The sequence below is a fragment of the Marinobacter sp. NFXS11 genome, from assembly GCF_040148675.1.
GTDB lineage: Bacteria > Pseudomonadota > Gammaproteobacteria > Pseudomonadales > Oleiphilaceae > Marinobacter.
In genome coordinates this window covers 1243720-1266005 of record NZ_JAGDDV010000001.1, presented here as the reverse complement: position 1 = coordinate 1266005, position 22286 = coordinate 1243720, and the positions used below count along the sequence as shown (strand labels likewise).

The 22286-nt window shown below is 56.2% G+C and carries 19 protein-coding genes; 5 read left to right on the top strand and 14 right to left on the bottom strand.

What is annotated here, in order from left to right; all coding sequences use genetic code 11:
* Window positions 1–318 precede the first annotated feature (318 nt).
* The gene (locus J3362_RS05910; RefSeq protein ID WP_349518579.1) at window positions 319–1191 is read left to right on the top strand and encodes a LysR family transcriptional regulator; all 873 of its coding nucleotides are present in this window, start codon (window positions 319–321) and stop codon (window positions 1189–1191) included.
* A 3-nt stretch (window positions 1192–1194) separates the two neighbouring features.
* Here the strand turns inward: J3362_RS05910 and J3362_RS05905 are convergent, their stop codons facing one another.
* The 10 genes from J3362_RS05905 to J3362_RS05860 all read right to left on the bottom strand — a co-directional run bounded on the left by J3362_RS05905 (window position 1195) and on the right by J3362_RS05860 (window position 12360).
* Window positions 1195–2358, bottom strand: coding sequence for an MFS transporter (locus J3362_RS05905; protein WP_349518578.1), 1164 nt, complete (start codon window positions 2356–2358; stop codon window positions 1195–1197).
* A 161-nt stretch (window positions 2359–2519) separates the two neighbouring features.
* Complete coding sequence (gene aroC, locus J3362_RS05900) at window positions 2520–3644, bottom strand: chorismate synthase (RefSeq protein WP_349518577.1); 1125 nt, start codon at window positions 3642–3644, stop codon at window positions 2520–2522.
* Between the two features lie 37 nt (window positions 3645–3681).
* On the bottom strand, window positions 3682–4584 hold the full coding sequence (prmB, locus tag J3362_RS05895) for a 50S ribosomal protein L3 N(5)-glutamine methyltransferase (RefSeq protein WP_349518575.1): 903 nt from the start codon (window positions 4582–4584) through the stop codon (window positions 3682–3684).
* 88 nt (window positions 4585–4672) lie between these two features.
* Entirely contained in the window at window positions 4673–5887 is a 1215-nt protein-coding gene (locus J3362_RS05890) for a patatin-like phospholipase family protein (protein WP_349518574.1), read from the bottom strand.
* Between the two features lie 2 nt (window positions 5888–5889).
* Complete coding sequence (locus tag J3362_RS05885) at window positions 5890–6807, bottom strand: DUF4892 domain-containing protein (RefSeq protein ID WP_502882408.1); 918 nt, start codon at window positions 6805–6807, stop codon at window positions 5890–5892.
* Window positions 6800–7750, bottom strand: coding sequence for an alpha/beta fold hydrolase (locus tag J3362_RS05880; RefSeq protein WP_349518571.1), 951 nt, complete (start codon window positions 7748–7750; stop codon window positions 6800–6802). Before J3362_RS05880 ends, J3362_RS05885 begins: the two co-directional genes overlap by 8 nt.
* A gap of 13 nt (window positions 7751–7763) precedes the next feature.
* Entirely contained in the window at window positions 7764–8114 is a 351-nt protein-coding gene (locus J3362_RS05875; protein ID WP_008171779.1) for a PilZ domain-containing protein, read from the bottom strand.
* 115 nt (window positions 8115–8229) lie between these two features.
* Window positions 8230–9261: a DNA polymerase III delta subunit-related protein gene (locus J3362_RS05870; protein WP_349518570.1), complete on the bottom strand. Its 1032-nt coding sequence runs from the start codon at window positions 9259–9261 to the stop codon at window positions 8230–8232.
* A complete protein-coding gene (locus tag J3362_RS05865; RefSeq protein ID WP_349519255.1) occupies window positions 9254–11320 on the bottom strand; it encodes a transglutaminase TgpA family protein in 2067 nt (688 codons plus the stop codon). The genes J3362_RS05870 and J3362_RS05865 overlap by 8 nt, the downstream gene beginning before the upstream one ends.
* Window positions 11321–11325: 5 nt before the next feature.
* The gene (locus tag J3362_RS05860; protein ID WP_349518568.1) at window positions 11326–12360 is read right to left on the bottom strand and encodes a DUF58 domain-containing protein; all 1035 of its coding nucleotides are present in this window, start codon (window positions 12358–12360) and stop codon (window positions 11326–11328) included.
* A gap of 188 nt (window positions 12361–12548) precedes the next feature.
* Between J3362_RS05860 and J3362_RS05855 the strand changes: the two genes are divergently transcribed.
* Entirely contained in the window at window positions 12549–13166 is a 618-nt protein-coding gene (locus J3362_RS05855) for a hypothetical protein (RefSeq protein WP_349518567.1), read from the top strand.
* 139 nt (window positions 13167–13305) lie between these two features.
* Here the strand turns inward: J3362_RS05855 and J3362_RS05850 are convergent, their stop codons facing one another.
* Complete coding sequence (locus J3362_RS05850) at window positions 13306–14199, bottom strand: DUF6160 family protein (protein WP_349518566.1); 894 nt, start codon at window positions 14197–14199, stop codon at window positions 13306–13308.
* A 159-nt stretch (window positions 14200–14358) separates the two neighbouring features.
* Window positions 14359–14910 carry a hypothetical protein gene (locus J3362_RS05845; protein WP_349518565.1) on the bottom strand — a complete coding sequence of 184 codons (552 nt, stop codon included), beginning with the start codon at window positions 14908–14910 and terminating at the stop codon, window positions 14359–14361.
* Between the two features lie 220 nt (window positions 14911–15130).
* On the opposite strand from J3362_RS05845, the gene pabB reads away from it, so the two are divergent.
* Window positions 15131–16489, top strand: a complete 1359-nt coding sequence (gene pabB, locus J3362_RS05840; protein WP_349518564.1) for an aminodeoxychorismate synthase component I — start codon at window positions 15131–15133, stop codon at window positions 16487–16489.
* A gap of 50 nt (window positions 16490–16539) precedes the next feature.
* Here pabB and thrH read toward each other — a convergent pair whose 3' ends face one another.
* The gene (thrH, locus tag J3362_RS05835) at window positions 16540–17154 is read right to left on the bottom strand and encodes a bifunctional phosphoserine phosphatase/homoserine phosphotransferase ThrH (protein WP_088828271.1); all 615 of its coding nucleotides are present in this window, start codon (window positions 17152–17154) and stop codon (window positions 16540–16542) included.
* Between the two features lie 232 nt (window positions 17155–17386).
* Here thrH and J3362_RS05830 point away from each other — a divergent pair, with 232 nt between their 5' ends.
* Window positions 17387–18109: a phosphoadenylyl-sulfate reductase gene (locus J3362_RS05830; RefSeq protein WP_349518563.1), complete on the top strand. Its 723-nt coding sequence runs from the start codon at window positions 17387–17389 to the stop codon at window positions 18107–18109.
* A gap of 27 nt (window positions 18110–18136) precedes the next feature.
* Here J3362_RS05830 and cysB read toward each other — a convergent pair whose 3' ends face one another.
* Window positions 18137–19114 carry an HTH-type transcriptional regulator CysB gene (cysB, locus tag J3362_RS05825; RefSeq protein ID WP_349518562.1) on the bottom strand — a complete coding sequence of 326 codons (978 nt, stop codon included), beginning with the start codon at window positions 19112–19114 and terminating at the stop codon, window positions 18137–18139.
* Window positions 19115–19360: 246 nt separating this feature from the next.
* On the opposite strand from cysB, the gene J3362_RS05820 reads away from it, so the two are divergent.
* Entirely contained in the window at window positions 19361–22081 is a 2721-nt protein-coding gene (locus tag J3362_RS05820; protein WP_349518560.1) for a winged helix-turn-helix domain-containing protein, read from the top strand.
* Window positions 22082–22286: the final 205 nt, after the last annotated feature.

Below are 22286 nucleotides of genomic sequence, written 5' to 3'. Positions count from 1 at the left end.
TACGGTAATACTTTAAGATTCTGAGAAGGTCGCATGGAGGGATAAGCCTCCCAAAACACGCCCGTAAATACATCCATGTAGGGCTCGGTCGCGCCATCCCTGGCGCTCCACGGTTTTGGGAGGCTCATCCCTCCATACTCCCCATGCTCTGTGGATATTCGCCACACTCTGGGGAGCGGGTTGGAACCGCGTTTTCAAAACCGTAGAGGGCCAGGGATGGCCCGATTCGAGCCCACAGGGATGTGCTTGTCGGCGTGTTTTGAAAACGCTGTTCCAAGCCGGGACCTGCACCATATTTCGAAATCCGGGAACACAGATATGGACTCAAACGCATTAAAGGCATTTTTGACCATTGTCGATCAGGGCTCCTTCTCAGAAGCCGCGGAAATCCTGCACCTGACACAGCCGGCCATCTCGAAACGCCTGGCCGCCCTCGAAAACCAGCTTGGAACCAGCCTGATCGATCGGAGCCACCGTCAGATTCGTCTAACCGATGCCGGCAGCCGTTTGCTTCCCCACGCACGTCGGATCCTCGATGAAATTCACAATGCCCGGGTGGCGTTGTCACCGGATTCCAGGCAGGTGGAAGGCGAACTGCAGATCATCGCCAGCCATCACATCGGCCTGCACCACTTGCCGAATTGGCTGCGACGGTTCAAACGGGAATACCCTCAGGTATCCATCAACCTGCAATTCATGGAATCCGATGCCGCCTATGAGCAGATGCGAAAACGTAATGCGGAGTTGGCATTCGTGACACTGAGCGACAGCATGGAACCGAGCTTTCATGTGTTTGCCCAATGGCCGGACCAGATGGTGTTTGTGGCGGGTGCCGAGCATCCTCTGGCGTCTTTGGCAAACCCGGGCCTGCACGATCTTGCAAACCACTCTGCACTTTTGCCGGACACCAGCACCGCAACCTATCGGGTTGTGAGCCGCTTGTTTCTTGAGGCGAATCTGCACCTGAATCCGCAAATGCCAACCAACTACCTGGAAACCATCAAAATGATGACCAGTGTGGGCCTGGGCTGGAGTGTGCTGCCCCTGCGCATGATTGACGACAGCCTTACGGTACTGGATGTGGGCAAGCCGGTTTCTCGTGTCCTCGGGGGGATCGGGTTATCCGGGCGGCAGCTCAGCAACGCGGCCAAAGCGTTACTCACCATCGTGCAGGAAGAAGAAAGCGCCTGAGGTTTAACCCTCGCCATGGGCTGGCGGCGGCCGAAGGCCTCGCCAGGTGATCACGATTGCGACAGCCATGGCGGCAGCACCGCCCCAGAAAGCCGCCGAGGTACTAAACCCGTCTACCAGGAAGCCCGACAACCAGGCACCAAGCGCACCGCCAGCACCGAAAGTGAGGCCGCTGTAGAGGGCCTGGCCCTGACCATGGTGGTGTTTTCCGAAAAAACCCTGAATGTACTGAACAGAGATAGCATGCAGCGCACCGTAAGATGCTGCATGAAGCAGCTGGGCGAACAGCAGGACGAGGACAACATCCGTCAGCTCTGCGATCAGTACCCATCGAATCATGGTGAGCGTAAGCGCGCCGATCGCAATCTGGCGAACCGTGAAATTGCGCGTTAACCGGTGCATCACCAGAAACAAAGCGATCTCCGCAAACACGCCCAGCGACCACAGCAAACCAATCGACAGCTTGCCGTATCCGTGCTGCTCCAGATGGATACTGAAGAACGTGTAGTAAGCTCCGTGCGAAACCTGCAGCAGGAAATTCATCAGAAAGAACGTCACCACTGCCGGGTGCGTGACGATGGCCTTTAAACTGCCTTTCGGCGCTGATGGCTTTCGCTCACCCCGCTCCGCTGGCACCAAAAATGCGGATACCGCAATGCCCGCAAACACCGGAAGCAACAACCACGGGAGATTCTGAATCGGCACCAGTTCCAGCAAACCGCCGACCAGCGCAACCGCCCCGATGAACCCCACCGAGCCCCAGAGCCGAACCCGCCCGTATTTCTCTTTCTGTTCGCCAAGGGTTCGAAGCGTGATCACCTCATACAGCGGCAAGATCGCATTCCAGAAAAACGTGAACGCCAGCATGACCAGCAGCAGGCCATAGAACCCCGGTTCCATGAACACACCGGCAAAAAACAGTGAACCGGTAATGGCACCGAACCGCACCAAACGCACCCGCTGGCCGGTTTTGTCCCCTAACCAGCCCCAGACACTGGGAGCAACGATTTTGGTGAGCTGAATGGTCGCCATGAGCGTGGCGATCTGGAGGTAGGAAAAGCCCTGGCCCTCAAGGTAGAGGGACCAATACGGCAAGAGCCCGCCAAGGAGGGCGAAGAACCAGAAATAGAGGTTTGAGAGGCGCCAGTAGATAGGAATACCCCGCAAGTCCGGCTGTTTTGGCGGAACTCACTGCCCAAAAATGTGGAGCGCCAAGGATGGCGCGACCAGGCCCTACAGGGGTGAGGCCGAGCGTCTATGAAGCGAAGCTTCATGCGACAGCCGAACGACGGCAATCTACGATTGCTGGCCGGACCCCGCAGGGGTATTTATGGGCGTTTTTTGGGAGGCCGCCCCCGCCAGAGCTGCCCAATCACCGGCGTAGAAACAGAAACATCCGCATTCTGCCCACGATGCCGCAGGTAATGGTCCATCAACACAATGGCCATCATCGCCTCGGCAATCGGCGTCGCCCGGATCCCCACACAGGGATCATGCCGCCCAGTGGTAATAACCTCACAAGGATCGCCGTTCACATCAATACTGCGACCCGACAAGCGCAAACTCGACGTGGGCTTCAATGCGATACTGGCCAAGATCGGTTGCCCTGAGGAAATACCTCCGAGCACACCACCGGCATTATTTGAAAGGAACCCTTCCGGCATCATTTCGTCACGATGCTCGGTACCCTTCTGATCAATGCAGTCGAAACCGGCGCCAATCTCGACGCCCTTCACCGCATTGATACTCATAAGTGCATGGGCAAGATCCGCATCCAGGCGGTCAAAGATCGGCTCGCCGAGACCCGGTGGCACACCGTCGGCAACCACGTTGATCCGGGCACCGATGGAATCCCCCTCCTTGCGCAGGGCATCCATATAAGCTTCCATCTCGGGAACCTTGTCCGCATCCGGGCAGAAGAACGGGTTCTGGTGAACCTGATCCCAATCCAGTTTCTCGGCCTTGATGGGCCCCAGCTGCGACAGATAGCCGCGAATCCGGATACCCAGGCGCTGCTCAAGGAATTTTCTCGCAACAGCACCCGCAGCAACCCGCATGGCGGTCTCACGGGCAGACGAACGACCACCGCCGCGATAGTCGCGAACACCATACTTGTGCATGTAGGTGTAATCAGCGTGAGCCGGCCGAAACTGTTCGGAGATCTTTGAGTAATCCTTGGACCGCTGATCGGTGTTTTCAATCAGCAGGCCAATCGGCGTTCCGGTGGTCTTACCCTCGAAAACGCCTGACAGGATTCTCACCTCGTCGGCTTCACGACGCTGGGTTGTGTGCCGGGATGTGCCTGGCTTTCGGCGATCCAGGTCCCGCTGCATGTCCGCTTCCGAAAGCTCAAGTCCCGGAGGGCAGCCATCAATGATGCACCCCAGCGCAGGCCCGTGGCTCTCGCCGAATGAGGTAACCGTAAACAGTTTTCCGAAAGAGTTTCCCGACATAATTCAGTATCTTGTTCAGCTTTTATGAGAATTCAGTTTAACTGGAAGCCTGCCACTGACGCAGGTCCGGCTCGGTGATCAGAAAGACGCCATCGCCCCCATTCTCGAACTCCAGCCAGGTCAGTGGCAGATCCGGATACGCCTCATCCATTGCAACCCAGCTGTTACCGACTTCCACGACCAGTAGTCCACCAGGAGTAAGATGTTCGGCCGCTTTGGCAATGATTCTGTGAGCGATGTCGAGCCCGTCTTTACCGGCGGCAAGGCCCAGCTCAGGTTCGTGGCGGTACTCATCCGGCATGCTGGAGAGATCGTCTGCATCCACATAGGGCGGGTTGCTAACGATCACGTCGTAGCGACCTTCAATATTGTCAAAGACATCGGATTGTACGGTACGGACCCGCTCTCGGACTCCGTGCAGGTCGATATTGGATTCAGCCACTTCAAGTGCATCCGGAGAAATGTCCGACAGATCGACTTCCGCCTCGCCGAAAACAGATGCCGCACCAATGCCAATGCACCCGCTCCCGGTGCAAAGATCAAGGATGCGTTCCACCGTCTTGTCTCCGAGCCACGGCTGAAAGCCGTTCTCGATCAGTTCACCAATGGGTGAACGCGGTACCAACACCCGTTCGTCAACATGAAAAGGCATGCCCATAAACCAGGCTTCACCGAGCAGATACGCCAGAGGTATGCGCTCATCCACGCGCCGGGCGATTCTTTCCAGTACCAGCTCCCGCTCTTCCCGCGTTAGACGGGCATCCAGGAACAGAGTGTTGTTTTCAAGGGGAAGGTGCAGGCTACGCATAACCAGCTGAACGGCTTCATCCCAGACATTGTCCGTGCCATGCCCGAAAAACAGCGGCGAAGCAGCAAACCGAGAGGAGGCGTAGCGGAGGTAATCCCGAACGCTGTGAAGGTCGTCAATAGGGCTGGTCACTAACGTACATCCTGTGCAAGAGCGTGTTAGCGCGGGATTATACGCTGTTTACCCGCTCGACTGCAGCCCGCCCCCGCCAACAAATTGTTCAGATAGCCAGAGGCCCGGAGCTGTTCCGGCTTTCTTCAAAGCGATCCAGCGCAGCAGCCATCCGCTCACGGCCCAGCTGAATCAATTCCGGGGCCTTGTGATAATCGTAGCTCCGACAGGCATTCTTCGGGATATTCACCAGCAAATCCGGCGGGTAGCCCGCGATCTTGTACTGCACAAGCGCACTCTGCATGGTCTCGATGGTGAGGTTCATCACATCGAATTTGCCGATCCCGAGCTTGTCCCAGTCGATGGTTTCGTGCTCTTCCTGGCTCTTCTTGTCAGCCGGCTTCTTCTCCGTCTGCTTTTGATGCTCTTTCTTGTGCACTGCCCGGCTGATCTTTTCTTCCGGGCTGTCACCGTTGTCCGGCTTCCGGGCAGTCAGGGATTTCAGGGCATCCCAGTCAAACCAGCGCGATGCTTTTTCACGAATCGTGTCCACCCATTCGTCCATGTCCTTGTTTTCATGCTCCACAGGAGAAAATGCCGCATCCGGAATCCGGCGTCTGCGGTCATCCTCACCACTCAGGTTGACCGCCACAATCATATCAGCGTGGGAGGAGATGGTCGGAATGATCGGTAGCGGATTAAGCAAGGCTCCGTCGACCAGAACCCGGCCATTGAGGACCAGGGGCGTGACAACGCTGGGAATCGCCACAGAGGCGCGTATGGCCTGATCCAACGGACCTTCCTGGAACCAGATTTCCTTGTGGGCAAGCAGATCCGTAGCTACGGCGGTAAAGGAAATGGGCAGATCCTCAATCCGGGTGTCCCCAAGCATTTCCCGGACGACAGAAAAGATCTTTTCTCCGCGAATGGCCCCAACCGAGTTGAAGGTGACATCCAGCAGCTTCAGGACATCAAACTGGCCAAGACCCGTAACCCAGTCCTTGTAGTCTTGCATCTTGCCGGCGCCGAACATGCCGCCAATCAACGCTCCCATGGAACAGCCAGAGATTGCGACAATGTCGTAGCCGCGCTCTACCAGGATTTCGATGGCGCCAATGTGGGCATAGCCCCGGGCGCCACCGCTACCAAGAGCCAGAGCAACAGTCTTGCGTGGTTTGTTCCGGTTATCCACTTTTTCCGGGTTTGCCGGAGCACGGGTAGCGGAAACATCCGAGCTACTCATTACCTTCGAGACGTTGTCCTGCGGATCTTTCTCTGAGGGCTTGTCCTTTGGATCCTTATCGTCATCCTTTGATGTGCCCATAATCATTGCCTCGAGATCACTACCACTTCTACCCGGTCGCCCTGCCGGTCTGGATCAGTGAAGACACCTGCCGGCCCCACAACGATTATCTCCTGCTGAGCCCGGGAGACACCCGTTTTGGACAGAACCTCCGACAACGACTCGGTAGCCTGGCGAGCACGCTCCATCGCATCACTGAAAGATTCATCAGTTTCCAATACAGAATAGCCCACCAGTGCAACCACCGTTCCCTCTTCACGGGCCAGATCATTCACCCGTCTACGATCCGTTGCTTGCCAGTCGAACCGGTAGGTTACACCGCCCTGCCAGGGAACGATAATCGGCCCTTCAACGCGGTTGGCCATGGTGCCAAAGCCGGGAACCGTCGCTCCGGATTCGACCCGCAGGTGCTCCACCCACACGTACTCCCGTAGGTTGCCGCGAGTCACCGTGTAAATCAGGGTAAGCCAACGAGCGCCGTCCTCGGCAACGGTGCCCGCCACCAGATAATCCTGAGTTGCATCGCGACCATACAGAACAGCCTGATTGAAAATCTGGTTTGCCCAGACGTTGCTTCTTCCACAACGGATACTGGAGCACTCAAACAGAATCTGGGCGTTTCTCTGGCGCAACAGACCCAGGTAGTGGTCCCGCGCTTCCTCGCGACTTGAGTCTCGGGCAATCCGGTACAGGCGCCCTTCCCCGGTCACGGGCAAGCGGGCCAGGGTCTCGGAGCGGATCTCGTTATTGACTTCCCGCACGGGGCTGAACAATACCAGGTGTCCCGACGACTGAATCGAGACCGTATTTTCAAGCGTCGACTGTTGATAGGCCTCGGGCATATCCTCCGGAGCAGACTGCACACCGGAAGACAGTGCCAATAATCCGAGGATCGGAGCCAAGAAACGTGTGAACAGTATTTTCAACAAGCGATTACTCATTTTCCAGGAATTGTCTGATGGCTGTTGCAGCCGGCCCGGTCTCGCCATCCAGATGGCAATGGTGACCTCCCGGCACGTTTACGATCTGGAGGTTGTCGATAGCGTCAGCGCGTTGATCCAGATCCTTTCTGTACGAAAGAAGTCCTTCATCGGCTCTGACAAAAAGCACACGGGTTTCAATAGCAGACAGCGAAGCCAGCACCTGCTCTTCGGTCATCATCAATGGAGACGGGTGCCGTAACCTTGGATCGGTCTGCCAGACGTAGCCCTCTCCCTCGGGTTTCATGTTGCGCGGAATGAGTGTCAGCGCGGCCTCGGGGCTGAGCGGGCTCAGCCCGCCCTCCCGAGCTTTGGCGGCCGTGGCGATATCCGGATAGACAACCTGGCGGCCGGAGCCGGCAATGCGTTTTTTCACAGCCTTTCGGAGCTGGGGAATGGTTTCCTTAACCGGACGGCTCAATGCGCCCAGACTGTCGATCATCACCAGGTTTCGAATTCGCTCCGGAAAGGCGGCCGCGTAGAGCGCTCCGACAATACCCCCAAGCGAGTGCCCGACCAGGTTGATCCTGCCATCCGGTGTTTCCTGGAAATAACGTTCAACCAGTTCGGCCAGATCCGCCACATAGTCCATCAAGAGGTAACTCTGCCCCTCAGGGCGGTGCCCGGAATGGCCATGCCCGGCAAAGTCCAACGCGTAGACGGGCCCGAGTCGCGCCAGCTCCGGTGCGAGCTTCACAAAGGTGAGGCTGTTATCGAGCCAGCCATGCAGCATTATGATCGGTGTATTATCGTGGGCATCAGCAGCGGCAGGCCAGCTAAGACCGGCCAGGGTGATGTGCCGGAGTTTCCAATCGGACTCGCGGAACGACCGAGCGGGTTTTTCAATGCTCCCGTCCTTCACCTGGTTTCCGGGGGTGTCCGCGGGAAACGACATGTCGCTCATCCAGGCTCCGCCTTCACATTGTATGGGTGGGGCGATCGGAGCTCAGCGAGCCTGCCAGGTAGGATTCAATCTTGGTTCGGGCGGTTTCATCATCACCGTTGAACTGGACACCGATACCCGCGGCGCGGTTGCCCTGGGCACCTTTGGGCGTTATCCAGATTACCTTGCCGGCGACCGGAATTTTTTCAGGCTCGTCCATCAGGTTGAGAAGCAGGAAGACTTCGTCGCCCAGCTGATACTGTTTCTGGGTCGGGATGAACAGTCCACCCTGGCGGATATAAGGCATATATGCCGCGTAGAGCACTGCTTTATCCTTGATTGTCAGGGTGAGTATGCCACTGCGCGCACCAAAACCTGGCCCCATAACTGACACCTTTCTCTTAGATCGTTTTGAACGGTTATCGGGATCCGAAAATCCCTTTCATTCCGGAATCATAGCAGTTGTTGCCCCCAAAGACGCAATTCTGCCGGGATATCCACTAAGCCGCCGGGCGTTTCACCGGCATCAGCTTTTGCCAGGCGATCAGAAGACGACTGGCTTCCAGCTCGGGGCTGGCGTTGTAGACACCCGCTGCGCGTGATTCCTTTACCATATCGAGCAACTCATGGGCCCGCCAGCCGGGCGTCGTTTTGGCCAGAAATCCGAGCATATCGGCGGCATCGGCGTCCCGGGCACTGCCTCCCACTATCAAACGTGCCAGATCAGCCGCCCAGGTTTCGAACAACCAAAGCGTATCCTCCAGGCCCATGGATTTGAACGCCCTGGCGGCCTCACCGACCGGAATCCTGGACTTCATGAAATCCTTGAAGCGGTCGAGGGCCGTGTCCCGCAAACCGATGAAATCACCTGTTGCATAGTCCAATGCCAACCTGGGTGCATTACCCGCCAGCATCAAAGCTTTGGCCAGAACATCTGCAGACGGTTGTGCCTCTTCGGGAAGATTCTTTACCCGACTGGCGAGCCACTGGTTCGCTTCGCTGATACCGGGCACCGGAACCGTCAATGACTGGCATCTGGACCGGATGGTAGGCAGCACCGGACGACCGCTCTCCTGCAACAGAATCAAGGTCACGTCGGGCAGCGGCTCTTCAAGGGTCTTGAGCAACGCGTTCGCCGCATTGATGTTCAACTGATCCGCCCGGTCAATAATCGCCACTTTATGGTGGGCCACCTGCGGAGACGCCACCGCAAACGACGAAAGAGCCCTGACCTGATCCACCTTGACCATACGGGACTTTTCCGGCGCATAAATCCGGATATCCGGGTGGCTGGCGGCTGCCAGAAGTTCACATTGTTTACAGCGGCCACAGGCAATTGGCTGGCCCGCTTCCCGGCCCAATGGCTGATCGCACAGCAGCAGCCCGCCGACAGCCTCTGCCCAGGCCCGCTTACCCACACCACACTCTCCAACAAGTATAAGAGCGTGTGGGAGTCGGTCTTCTGCGACCCGGCTCTGAACAGTTTGCCAGGCACGGCGCAGCCAGGGCATATCTTGGGCAATATCAGTCACTGGACCTTCCTGTGCGGGTTCCGGATCTGCGCAGTTGGCGCTTCATGGTTGCAAGCAAGCGGCGCATTCGCTTCAACTGCTCAACGCCCTCGTCGTCTTTACCAGCGCTATAGTAATGGCTGTTCACCATCCGGGCAAAAAGCCTGGCAGAATCCCCTGCAGCCGGTTCAGCTTTTGCCAGCCTTGATGCAAGAACCGACGGCGTTTCACCATGACGGACAGGCACGCCTGCACTCGCGCACAGACGGTGCCACGTATCCACCACCCTCCGGAACGCGTCCCGCCTTTCTCCACGGCGCGTTTGCAACGCGGAAATGAGTCCAGCAATTAGCAATCCGGCACCAACGATACCCGCCGTCATGTAACCCAATTCGCGCATGCCGAAGCCACCGGGCAACCTGGACATCAGATCCATCTGGCTCTGGCCCTGATAGCCGACGACCCAGCGCTGCCACTGGTAGTTGATGCGATCCAGCTGAAGACTCGCCCATTGCACCAGGGCCACATCCGCATAACGCTGGGGCGAGGTCCAGTTGTTTTCCAGGAAGGATCCCTCCTCTGCCACCGCGTCTCGCAGGCCTGACTCAATCCTATCCGGTGCAATGGCGGCCGTCGGATCGATCCTCACCCATCCGCGGCCGTCAATGTAGGCCTCAACCCAGGCATGGGCATCATACTGACGCACAATCAGGTAATCGCCTCCCGCCCCGTTTTCGCCCCCCTGGTAGCCGACGACAACGCGCGAGGGAATACCGGCAGCGCGCAACACGAAGGTGGTTGCGCCAGCATAGTGGGCGCAAAAACCGCGCTTCTCGTCGAAAAGCAGGGAATCGATGCCGTCGTCAGGCATGGCAGGGGGTCTGAGAGTGTAAAAGTACTCCTGTTCTCGAAAACGCTGCAACAGGGTACGAACGACCTGTTCGTCGTCCATCGAGCGGCGAAGTTCCCTTGCGAAGTCGCGCGCTCTGGGGTTGCCTTCCGGCGGCAGTTGCAGATAGCGGCGCAGTTCCACTGCGTTTTGTGTTTCGGCAACAGAGGCCTCGCTCTCGAGTGCCAGCCTGTAACGCACCGGGCTGTCAGCCGGCCGCCGGAAACGGAAAAGATCCGCGCTGTCTTCGAACACGTTATCTGATACCGCAAGGGAACCTTCCAGGGCAAATGCCCAGCGCTGATCCGTAGGTTCCAACAACACGTCATACTGGTTTGGCTCAAGCTCTCCTATGCCACCATCAACCGCTACGCGGCCCAGGGCCCGAAATGGTTCTTGTTGACCCTGGCGCCAGGTTTCTCCATCCAGGTAGTCGAGAATAAGCCCTCGCCAGTATCTGTCCCTGTAGGCGGGCATCTCGCCGCCAAAGGTTACCCGGAACGCCCTCTCACTGCTCTGGGCAAGGTTGGAAATATCCCCTGGCCTCATGGTGTCGCTGATCCCGGTCCGGGCCTCACCGGACACCAGCGGCACACTCCACAGCGGCGACATCCGCGGGAAAAACACGAATAAAAGAACGACGATTGGCAGTGTCTTGAGGAACATTCCACCCAGCCTGCGCCAGCCTGAAGTCATACCACCGGGCAGTTCCGGTGCGTTCAGTACTTGCAGCCCGACCAGCAGCAGCGCTATACCGGTGAAGTTGACCAGTGCCCATAGGATCTCCTGATGGAACAGGAAATTTACCGAGGCCAGATAGACAAGAATGAAAAAAAGAACGTAGAAGTCCCTGACCGAACGGGTCTCCAGCCACTTGAGACCTACCGCCAGTACAAAGAACGAAGCGGCGGTATCCACCGTGAACCGACCCTGTACCGTTGCAACATAGACGCCGATCAGCACCAGCATAATGCCCGTGCGCAACAGGCGGCCAGGGAGCCTTACCCTTCCGTATTGCGCCAACCAGCGCCAGGCGGCCAACACTGCGCAGGCCGCAATCAGCCAGAGCGGTAACCGGTCCCACTGTGGCGACAGCAGCAACGCAAAACTGGCAATCAGCCAGAGCAGGGCTCTCGAAGGCAGATTGGTCGCTGACGCTTCTTCCGATTGGGTGCCTCTAATGCTGTCCAGGAAACTCAAGCCTGCCCCTCCCCTGCATACCGCGGTGAGTTTCCGATCGGCTTCCTGCGCGTTCCATGGGGCTCGGTCATGGCATCCCGGGGCCGCTCCTCACCCCAGGTTGCCAATACGCGCAGGCACCGTGCTACGTGCGCCGGGCCCGAATCAGGCTCGATAATCTGCCCGGGAAGATTCAACCCGAAGCGCACACCGCATTTGCCCCGCTCGTTTACCAGAAAGGCCAGGTAACTCAACCGTAACTCATGGTCTGCGCCGGGGTAGGCATTGAAATCCAGCCAGTAGGGACTGCCCTGCTCACCCTCCCAGTCTGCCACCACCATTTGCCCGGTTCGAGCGAATCGTTTCCAGAGTACCCGCTGGCTGAGATCACCTTCGCGCCAGGGTCGGATATCGGCATGATCGTTACCTTCAACGGATCGTGCTTCTGCTGACTCTTCACCATCCTCTACCGTGCTGAACGCCTCAGGTGCTGGAACCGGCCTTGGAAATACCACACCGGCGGACACCGGCCGAACCCACGACCAAGCCTTGAGGAGGCCGAACGGAAAACGCGTTTCAATCCGTACCCGATCGGGCCGCAAATACCCCCGATGAGCGGAATGAACCGGAAGCGTGACATCCTGGGAACGACCCGAGTGGACGTGAACCGGGGCCAAGCCGGACTCTTCGCAGGAAAGCAGGATGGCAATGGCGTCATCTCGCCCTGCCTTCAGGCGGAATCGAAACGGAATATCATCACCGGCAAAGCCCTCTCCCGGCTGAACCAGCGTGAGCTCCAGGCCGGACAGATTTCGATGGGTTTGATGCATCGCGCCAACAAAGACCGCCCCAAGCAGAAAGGTACTCAGATAAATCAGGCTGTTCTGATAATTGATGCCGGTGAGAAGCATGATGACGAGCAACATCCCGAACACGAGCCCCGCACCGGTAGGCAGGATGAATATGTTCTTCTGACTGAAGCTCTGGACATCGGACCGAGGAATCCGTCGGTTAATCCAGCGACGAAAGCGATTTCTGAACGGATTTTTCATAGTAAAACTGAGGCCCTGCGATGCCCAAAAAGTTCATGGTATTCGACCACGATTTTGCGTTGATTAGTAACAGTACCGAAAAATCAAAGATTCTGATCACAATCCCGGATCATCTGGCTTGAATTCCTGTCTGACAAACCGAATACTCGTCCAAGGGAGCGTATTTTTTAAACAAAAGAGGCCAGATTATGAAACGCCGACACCTGCTCACCACCGCCATCAGCGGCCTGGTTGTTGCTCTACCTGCCTTCGGTGGCGTTCAAACCATGACCTCGGACGAGATGGTGGAAACCTACGTGAAAGATTCCGCCGTAATCGTTGTACCCAAAGAACGGAAGAAGTCCGAAGCCGACCGCCAACGTATCCTGCGCTCCCTCACCATATCGCCCGGCGAACCGGTACTGACCGAAGCTGAAGAGGAAGCTTACCGGGAAGCGTTGCAACGATACGTTGATGAGGGCAAGACCGATGCTCTGGAAAACGCAGAAGATGAATTCCTCCGGCGCGCCCTGCTGCTGCCCCAGGAAGAAATCGCCCGGGCGCAGCCGCCAGCAGAGTTTACCCCAACGATTCCACCAATCATCTTCGGGCAGCAGGCACAGATTCCGGAAGAGCCTTTTACGCAAACCTTTCTTAATGATCAACTGGGTATAGGGTTTGACGGGCAGAACCTGAATTTCAGCATCGGCAATCCGCCGGGGATTGATCAGATACAGATCCCACAGGCAATTAATGAAGGACCGATTACTTTGACGCCGAGGCCTGGTGGTGGGTTTGATCTTTCTATTGCGGTGCCGGATCAGTAAGGCGGAACTAGTTGATTCGATTTGGAAACGGCAGCCTGGAATGGTTGCCGTTTTTTGGTTGGCTTGAGTTTTCTTCTGGCGAAAAAAACGCCCCGCATAGCGGGGCGTTATAACACCTAACACAAGGTTTCAGGCCAACTTACTGGTGACCATATACCTTCATACTGGTGTTGGTTACAGCCAGGTTATCCATGCGGAAGGAACCGATGGACTCGCCGCCGATCTCAACAGCGCCAACACCGATATCAGCTACGAACTGAGGAATAGTGATTTCCAAAGCATCGCCGCCAGTGTTGCCGGAAACACCCTTTCCAACAGTGATTTGCGCTCCGGCAAACAAAGCTGCCGCGGCATCACCACCAACTGCATTGGTCCAGGTGGTAGGATCGTTCGGATCGAAACCGGCCTCCATCGACTCAAACGCAGTCGCACCGAATACTGTGAGATCACGAACATTCACACCGAGGAAATCGATGTCCATATCCATATCAGTCACGTTGAAGCCAACGTTCATGATCAGGTTGTCAGTGGCGGTGTCTACACGAATGTTCAGCTTACCAAGGTTACCCTCGATGCCGATGTTGCTGGCCAACAGAGTAGAATCGCCACTGTTGTCAGTCGCATTCAGGCTCGCAGAGCCAACAGCCACGGCGAAGTCGATCGGGTTCTTGTTGGGCTCACCTGTAATCGGGTTTGCGCTGACACTGTGAACGTCGATGACCGCATCACCATCTGCTTCCACATCAATGTCGATCAACAGATCGTCCAACATGCCATCGACACCGGTTACAGCCCCGCTACCATCTCGCTCAACAGAACCACCGCCAATGTAGATGTCATTGACTGAGAGGTAACCTTCGTCGGTATAGCGGAACTCGCCTATGCTGACTTCTGTTTCCAGTTCGATGGATACACCGGACTGACCGGTCACGTTGCCCATTGCACTGTCATCCAGTGCCTTAAGGTCAGCGTTAGCTGCAAACGGAGCTGCAGCAACGGCAGTTGCCAGTGCGAGTTTCTTCAGGCCTTTCATAACGTTCTCCTTTACGGAACAAATTGTTTTTATTTCCATGTATGCAGACTGTTTGGTTTACTTTTGTATCTGCACGGCTACAGAGTACGTCAGAGGTAACAAAATGTTCCGTGAACACCTTCACAGTAACCAATAATTAGATTGTCCGACACCCAATCGTTATTCCGCTGCCTCTTCATCAACCTTGATATTGAAAATCTGCTTCTCCATGTCAACGACAACTTGGTCACCAAAACGTGCTTTACCGTCCTTGATTGTGAACGGCACGAGCTGCGCCAGCGTCGGCCCAAAAATATGTTCCATTTCAACGACAAGAACCTTCTCGGCGTTAGCCTCTTTATTCGGATTGTCAGCCGTGTAGAAAATGGCTGTTGCACCAATCTTTCCTTTTTTCACCAGGGCGATTAGAGAACGACGCAGCACTTCAAGAGCAACATCGGCAGGCATCTCTTCGGCTTGCTTGATACGGATCGCCTTGGTCTTGTCGCCGGTATCTGTAACCACAGCGAACGGCTTTACGCCACCGGACACTACGATTCGGTCTGAGAGGTTCTCGACACCTTTTTGATACATTCGCTCGAACTGTGTCTGCACCATCTGCTTGACCTCATCCTCAGTGGCACCTCCGCTCTGCGCATACAACTCTCCCAAAGGCAGAATCAGAAAGATCAGAAACATTGTGGCCTGCACTGCCTTCGAAGTATTTTTCATTAGCTTTCTCCCGTCTCATTCAACGTTCGCCATCAACTCATAACAGCAAACTTCTGATTTTTTTGTATTAAGAATGGTCGCCAAACTCAGTTAGAATATTGACCAGCGCCCCAAATTGGCGCCCAACTGAAACAGCCCCTCATTAGAGCAGCGGCTCAGCAAACGCGACAACGCCCGTTTTGTGTGCTGTTTATCATTTCTCGAAGAATCCGGAGAGACCTTGAACCCGGCAACCAAGCTTGAACTCAATCAGGAGCGCTACCATCGCCTGCTAAGCCATGCCTGCCGGGAAGCGGATTTCGCCTATATCGGAAGTGTCGGAAACGGCCCGGCCCGGGGAGTTTTCAGCGGATTTTCTGCCCGAGCTCTTGCCACCGAAGTACTCCAACACCCTGTTCTTGCAGATTTCTGCTCCGATCAGCTTGCGCAGAGCATGGAAAGCCTCGTCCGACAGTTCCAGATCAAACAGGAACCCAATCCGGAATGCCTGTCCGGAGGGTGGATTGGATTCCTGGGCTATGAGCTCGGGTATGTCAGGGAAAACCGTCTCAGAGAGCTCTGCCCATCTCTGGATGTTCCCCTAATGTCTGCAGGATTCTATCTTTGGACTGCCAGTCACAATCGCAAAACAGATCAATATTGGCTTTGGATTCATCCGGATTGCCCTGATGGGACGCGTGATTTACTGGACCAGTGGCTGGCCACGGACGAACCCGCCACCACTGGATGGTCTATGGTTTGCGGATTTCAGTCCAGGCAAACACCGGTTGCTTTCAGGACTAGCGTCGAAAGGGTCCGCCAATACATCGAAGCCGGTGATTGCTATCAGACGAATCTGTCCCAGGAATTCGCAGGCCGTTTCGTAGGGGATCCCTGGCGAGCATTCCAGGCGCTTTCGGACGCTAACCCCACTCCCTACAGCGGTTTTATCCGATCAGGCGAAGCATCGATTATCTCGGTCTCCCCCGAACGTTTTCTCGAGATACACGATCGGACCGTAACCACCAGCCCCATCAAGGGCACGAGGCCGAGAGGCAGAACACCGGAAACCGATCTGGCCTATGCCTCTGAACTGGAAGGCTCCGAAAAGGACCTTGCCGAGAACCTTATGATCGTCGATCTTCTCCGCAATGATCTGGGCCTGAACGCGAAACCCGGTAGCGTGAAAGTCGACAAACTCTTTGCTCTTGAGTCCTACAAGAACGTTCATCACCTCGTCAGCCACATTCGCGCGGAACTTGCCGACGGTGTTACGCCGATGAAGGCCCTGTTTGACGCATTCCCGGGTGGTTCCATTACGGGTGCGCCCAAGATCCGAGCAATGGAAATCATCCGGGAGCTTGAGCCCCACTGGCGTGGCCCCTACTGCGGCTCGATTTTCTATCGTGGACTGGATGGCACACTGGACAGCAATATTGCGATTCGAACGATGCTGTGTGATGGCGAGGGCACCATTCGGTGCTGGGGTGGTGGCGGTATTGTTGCGGATTCAGATCCCGAAGCCGAGTATCAGGAGACGCTCGCAAAAGTCGGGTCTTTAATGGGGTTTCTGGAAGAGTTGGTTATTGAGAAAGCGTAGACAAGGGGTCAGAAGAAAGCTTTCTTCTGACCCCATTTTCAGCTTTTGCCTCAGGCGTTGTGAATAGCACTCGCCTTGAGGAACTCTTGCCTCAGGTCATCGAAGTTATGCACCGCAGGGAACTGCGGGAACTCGTCGATTACATTCTGCGGGGCGTGGAAAAGAATACCGGCTTCGGCCTGCCCCAGCATAGTGGTGTCGTTGTATGAATCACCGGCAGCAATCACGCGGTAATTCAGCAACTGGAATGCCCTCACCGACTGGCGCTTGGGATCGCGCTGGCGCAGCAGGTAGTTGGTGATCTGGCCGTCGTCTGCCACTTCCAGCTTGTGACAAAGCAGTGCCGGATAACCCAGCTTCTTCATCAGGGGCATGGCGAATTCGTAGAAGGTGTCGGACAGAATCACGACCTGAAAACGCTCACGCAGCCAATCCAGAAACTCCCGGGCACCGGGCAGCGGGTCCAGCTCGCCGATCACTTCCTGGATTTGCGGAAGGCCATAGCCGTGCTGGTCCAACAGCTTGAGGCGCTGCTTCATCAGGACGTCATAATCCGGAATATCGCGGGTGGTCGCCTTGAGCTCTTCAATGCCGGTCTTTTCGGCGAACGCGATCCAGATTTCCGGGATCAATACTCCTTCAAGGTCAAGGCATGCCAGTTCCACAACGATCTCCTGCTTTGATTGGTAAATGGCCAGGACGGTCAATCCGCCTGCCTATATTCGGAGCGTATGATAAGAAAAACCGGCCAGGATTGCATCGTGGAAGTGTAAACCCGCGCTTTTAAACGCGGAATAACCATATAGATCGTCATTCCTTCAGGGTATGAGGCATTTAATGGTAGCCTTTTCGGTCAGTTAGACACCCTTGCACATCCATAGAAGGCAATGCCGGGCCATGAACGATATTCAAACCCTGCGGGAAGAGCTCGAAGGCCAGAGCCCCCGTTCGATTCTCAAAGCCGCGCTGCAGCAATACGATAACATCGCCATCTCCTTCAGTGGCGCCGAAGATGTCGTGTTGATTGAAATGGCGTACAAGCTGACCGACAACCTGAAGGTCTTCACTCTGGATACAGGCCGTCTGCATCCAGAAACCTACGATTTTGTAGAGCGGGCTCGCAAGCATTACGGCATCGAGATCGAAGTTCTGTTTCCGGATGCTCACGAAGTTCAGGATCTGGTGAACAAAAAGGGCCTGTTCAGCTTCTATGAAGATGGGCACGGTGAGTGTTGCGGCATTCGCAAGGTCAATCCCCTGCGCCGCAAGCTGGCGACCGTGGACGCGTGGATTACCGGGCAGCGGAAAGACCAGAGCCCCGGAACTCGCAATGACGTCCCGGTTATCCAGGAGGACACCGCCTTCTCGACCAATGAAAAAACACTGGTAAAGTTCAACCCGCTTGCAAACTGGACTTCAAAAGAGGTGTGGGATTACATCCGTATGTCCGAGGCGCCCTACAACGAACTGCATGAGAAAGGCTTTGTCAGCATCGGCTGCCAGCCCTGCACCCGTCCTGTCCTGCCCGGTCAACATGAGCGTGAAGGCCGCTGGTGGTGGGAAGAAGCCACCCAGAAAGAATGCGGCCTCCATGCCGGCAACCTGATCGCCCGGGAATAACCCGGGCGCCTCTTGCCCATTCAACTTTTAGTGAGTGGGCAGCTCGACATCCTTGAACAGTTCTTCGATTTCAGAACGGCTGCCCTGGTGGGACACAGCCTCGTCCACCTTTTCTTTGGTGAGATGGGGAGCGAAACGGTGAATGAAGTCATACATATAGCCCCGCAGGAAGGTCCCCTTTCGGAACCCGAGTCGTGTGACGCTGGGACGGAAAAGTTTGCGAGCGTCGAGCGCAACCAGGTCGGTGTCCATTTTGGGATCGAAAGCCATGCTCGCGACAATTCCGACACCAAGCCCCAACCTTACGTATGTTTTGATTACGTCTGCATCCGCTGCAGTAAATACCACTTTCGGTGTCAGTCCCTGGGACTGGAACGCCTCATCCAGTTTCGAGCGCCCCGTAAAGCCGAACACATAAGTCACGAGCGGGTATTCCGCCAGCTCAGGTAGCGTCAGTTCCGGCAGTTTCGCCAGTGGATGATCCTTCGGCACGATGACGCTCCGGTTCCATTTGTAGCATGGCATCATGATCAGGTCGTTAAACAGCTCCATGCCCTCGGTAGCAATGGCGAAATCTACCGCCCCACTGGCTGCCATTTCGGAGATCTGCATTGGCGTGCCCTGATGCATATGCAGGGAAACGTCCGGGTACTCCTCAATAAAGCCACTGATAATCGGGGGCAGTGCATAACGGGCCTGGGTATGCGTTGTGGCGATGCTGAGATCACCTTTTCGCTGGTTACTGAATTCCTGGGCAATCTTCTTGATGCCCTCAACCCGCCGCAGGATTTCGCCGGCCTCGCGAATAATGATCTCGCCGCCCGGTGTGATTCTGGTGAGATGCTTGCCGCTGCGGGCAAACACTTCAAGCCCCAGCTCATCCTCCAGCAGGCGGATCTGCTTGGAGATACCGGGCTGGGACGTGAACAGACTCTGGGCGGTTGCTGAGACATTCAGGTCGTGATGCGCAACTTCCCAGATATAGCGCAACTGTTGTAGTTTCATTGAATCTGCTGCTCCCTGGAGATCGAAGGACCTTGTTGAAGAATACGCATAAAAATACAGATTTTCATTCTTTTTTAATATAGGCAACTGCTTTTACACAGTTTAGACCAAAATCGCATTTGCGCAGCCCCTGATAAAACCCTGAGGCTATGAAAAGCCCCTCCAACCCTTGACTTGGCCAATACAAAGGACACAATCCGTAATGCCCTGTCTGGGCACATCAACACTCCAGCTCTCAGGGAACCCATGCTGCTCACCACAAAGTTTCTTCGGCCAACGTCAGACTCGCGCGCGGTTAAACGTGAGCGGCTGAGTGCCTTGCTTGAGTCCCGGGCTCCGAAAAGACTGAATCTGGTGATTGCGCCGGCCGGGTTTGGCAAGACCACTCTGGTAGCGCAATGGTGTTCAAGGGTTTCCTCCCCCACCGCCTGGCTCTCTCTGGATGAACACGATGATGAGCCTCGGCGATTCTGGCAGTACCTGATAGGTGCTTTTGAACAAGCCGGCCTGACCGGCGCGTCCGATTTACGCAAACAACTGACTCACCAATCAGATGACACGTTTACCGAAGCCATTACCGGCCTGATCAACACGCTGGCTCATGATGGCAGCCCGTGGTTGCTGGCGCTGGACGATTTCCATTTTATTGGCAACCCGGCCATCCACAAGCAATTCGCCTATTTCATTGACTATCTGCCGCCGAGCGTTCTGGTAACCCTGGCGTCCAGAACCGAACCGCCACTGCCCCTGGCCCGCTGGCGCGTCCGTCGGTGGATTCAGGATATCCACCCTGGCCTGCTGGCCTTTTCTGAAGACGAATGCCGTCAGTTCTTTCACGACACCATGGGCCTTGATATCGCCGACGAGGATGTTCACGCGATTTACCGCAAAACCGAAGGCTGGGTCGCTGCCATGCAGCTGTCCGCATTATCCGGAAAGGACGCAAGCAGTAGTGGAAACCAGATAAATCTGGATGAGCGCCACATCAGCGATTATGTGCTGAGCGAAGTACTTGAGCAGCAACCCCGGGAGCTTTCGGACTTTCTGCTTGAAACGGCCTGTTGTCCCCGACTGTCTGCGTCCCTCTGTGATTCGATCCGTGGGTCCGATAACAGCCAGGAGCTGCTAGAAAAACTTCTCAGCCAGAACCTGTTCCTGATACCCCTGGATACCCGGAACGAGTGGTTCCGCTATCACGACCTGTTTCGGGATGCGTTGCAACTCAGAATAAGGCACTCAGATCCCGACTCGGCCTCGCGACTCTGGCACCGCACGGTGGACTGGTTATTGGCTCATGGCCACGTGCAGGAAGCCATTGCCCAGATCGTCCGACAGGAGGACTGGTCCCGGCTTGCCCAGGTGCTCGCCGAACACGGCAACAACCTGATCCATGGCGGTTATCACCTTCCCGTGCTGGACTGGATTGATGCCCTGCCACAGGATCTTGTCATCGACAATCCGCAACTCCAGATGCTCCGGATCTGGGGGCTGTTCTTTGCCAACCGCATGGATAGTCTGGAGCCGCTGCTGTCCGGCCTGGAGGATCTTCTGGACCGACAGGTGGCGGACTCCCATCCGGATGCAGAAGGGGCCCTCGGCCTGCAAAGTGAGATCTCGCTGATGCGCTCTTATCTGGCTCGCACCCGGAGTGACGACAAGAGCGCCGCAGATCTCACAAGACAGGTGCTCAGGGAGATTGATCACACTCGCATCCCGTTAAAGTCGGTGACCTATTACGGTCTGGGCCTGGATTACTACGGCAAGGGTGAACTCACCGAAGCCGAAGACGCGCTCCAGTCGGCAGTCCGTTACGGACAGGTCGAACATAAACCCAGCACGGTTCTTTCGAGTGGCGGCCTGCTGGCGTGGATTCAGTACAATCGCGGCGATATCGATCTGGCTTTGGAAACCTGCACCGAGATAAGGCAATGGGTGGACAAACACTATGCGGACCCAACCCAGCCAAGACTCATCTCATGCTGGCAGAACAGTACACTCTGTGAGATTCATCGCGAACGAAATCACCCCCAGCTGGCAGCCACGCACCTGAAACCGTTGCTCGAACATGTTGAACGGGGCACCGAACCGGGCCAGCACGTGATCATTCAGTACGTGCGTGGTCACCTGGCTTACAGCGAGGGTAGGCTGCAGGACGCGATTGACGCGCTCGAAGACGCATCCCAGACCGCCCGCAAGCGGCGAGAGCAAATCGTGTTCGAGCCACCCGCAAGCACTGCCCTTCTGGCACGCTGCTACCTGGCTTCAGGCCATCCGGAAAAAGCCCGGGCCTGCCTGGATTCCCGAGCCGACACCGAGTTCACCAATCCGCTTCATCTTGAACAAAGCCGTATTAGCGAGGCGCGAGTGCTGGTGGCACTGGATCAGCCCGAGCGGGCCCAGGAAATACTCAGCGCTCTTTTGCAACCGGCTGAACGCAACGCCCACAACAGACACCTGGTGGAAATTCTGTTGGTCTATGGCGAGGCCCTGGCGAAGCAGGAACGGACCGATGAATCGGAGCAAATGCTGACCCGCGCGATAGAACTGGCCAGCGAGGCCGGATTCTTGAGGCTCTTTGCGGAGGAAAGCCCGGATCTGCGTGCCCTGCTCCTTGGTTTGCCAGCACTGGATGAACCTGGAAGCTGGAACGCCAGCGTCAGGAAAATGCTTCTCGATCAACGTCTGTCTGTCGAAGGCCATTCTGAAACAAAAGCCAGTGCCATTTCTGGTGAGCGTGGTCGTACGACACTCAACGCCGAAACACTGCCTGAACCTCTCAGCCAGCGAGAACTTGAAGTGCTTGCGCTGATCCATGCGGGCCATGCCAACAAGGAAATTGCCGCAAAGATGGACGTCGCCCCGGCTACGGTGAAGGCCCACATTCGCAACCTTTATGGAAAACTCGGCGTGGGCCGCAGAACCGAGGCTCTGGCCAGGGCCCGGGAACTGGGGTTGCTGCAAAGCTGATTTCGAGCCCGGAAACGTGACACACATCACGCTTTGCACCAACAACTTGAGCCCGCTACGCCCTTTGGACGATCCGGCTACGCCCTCTAATCCCCTATTATATTTTCAACGGTGAGGGAAACCTCACCAGGAATTCTGAAACTTCAGGCCTTCAGATTTCTTGTTCCGCGTTGTTTCGACGCCCGGGTTCGAAAGAACCCCTTGA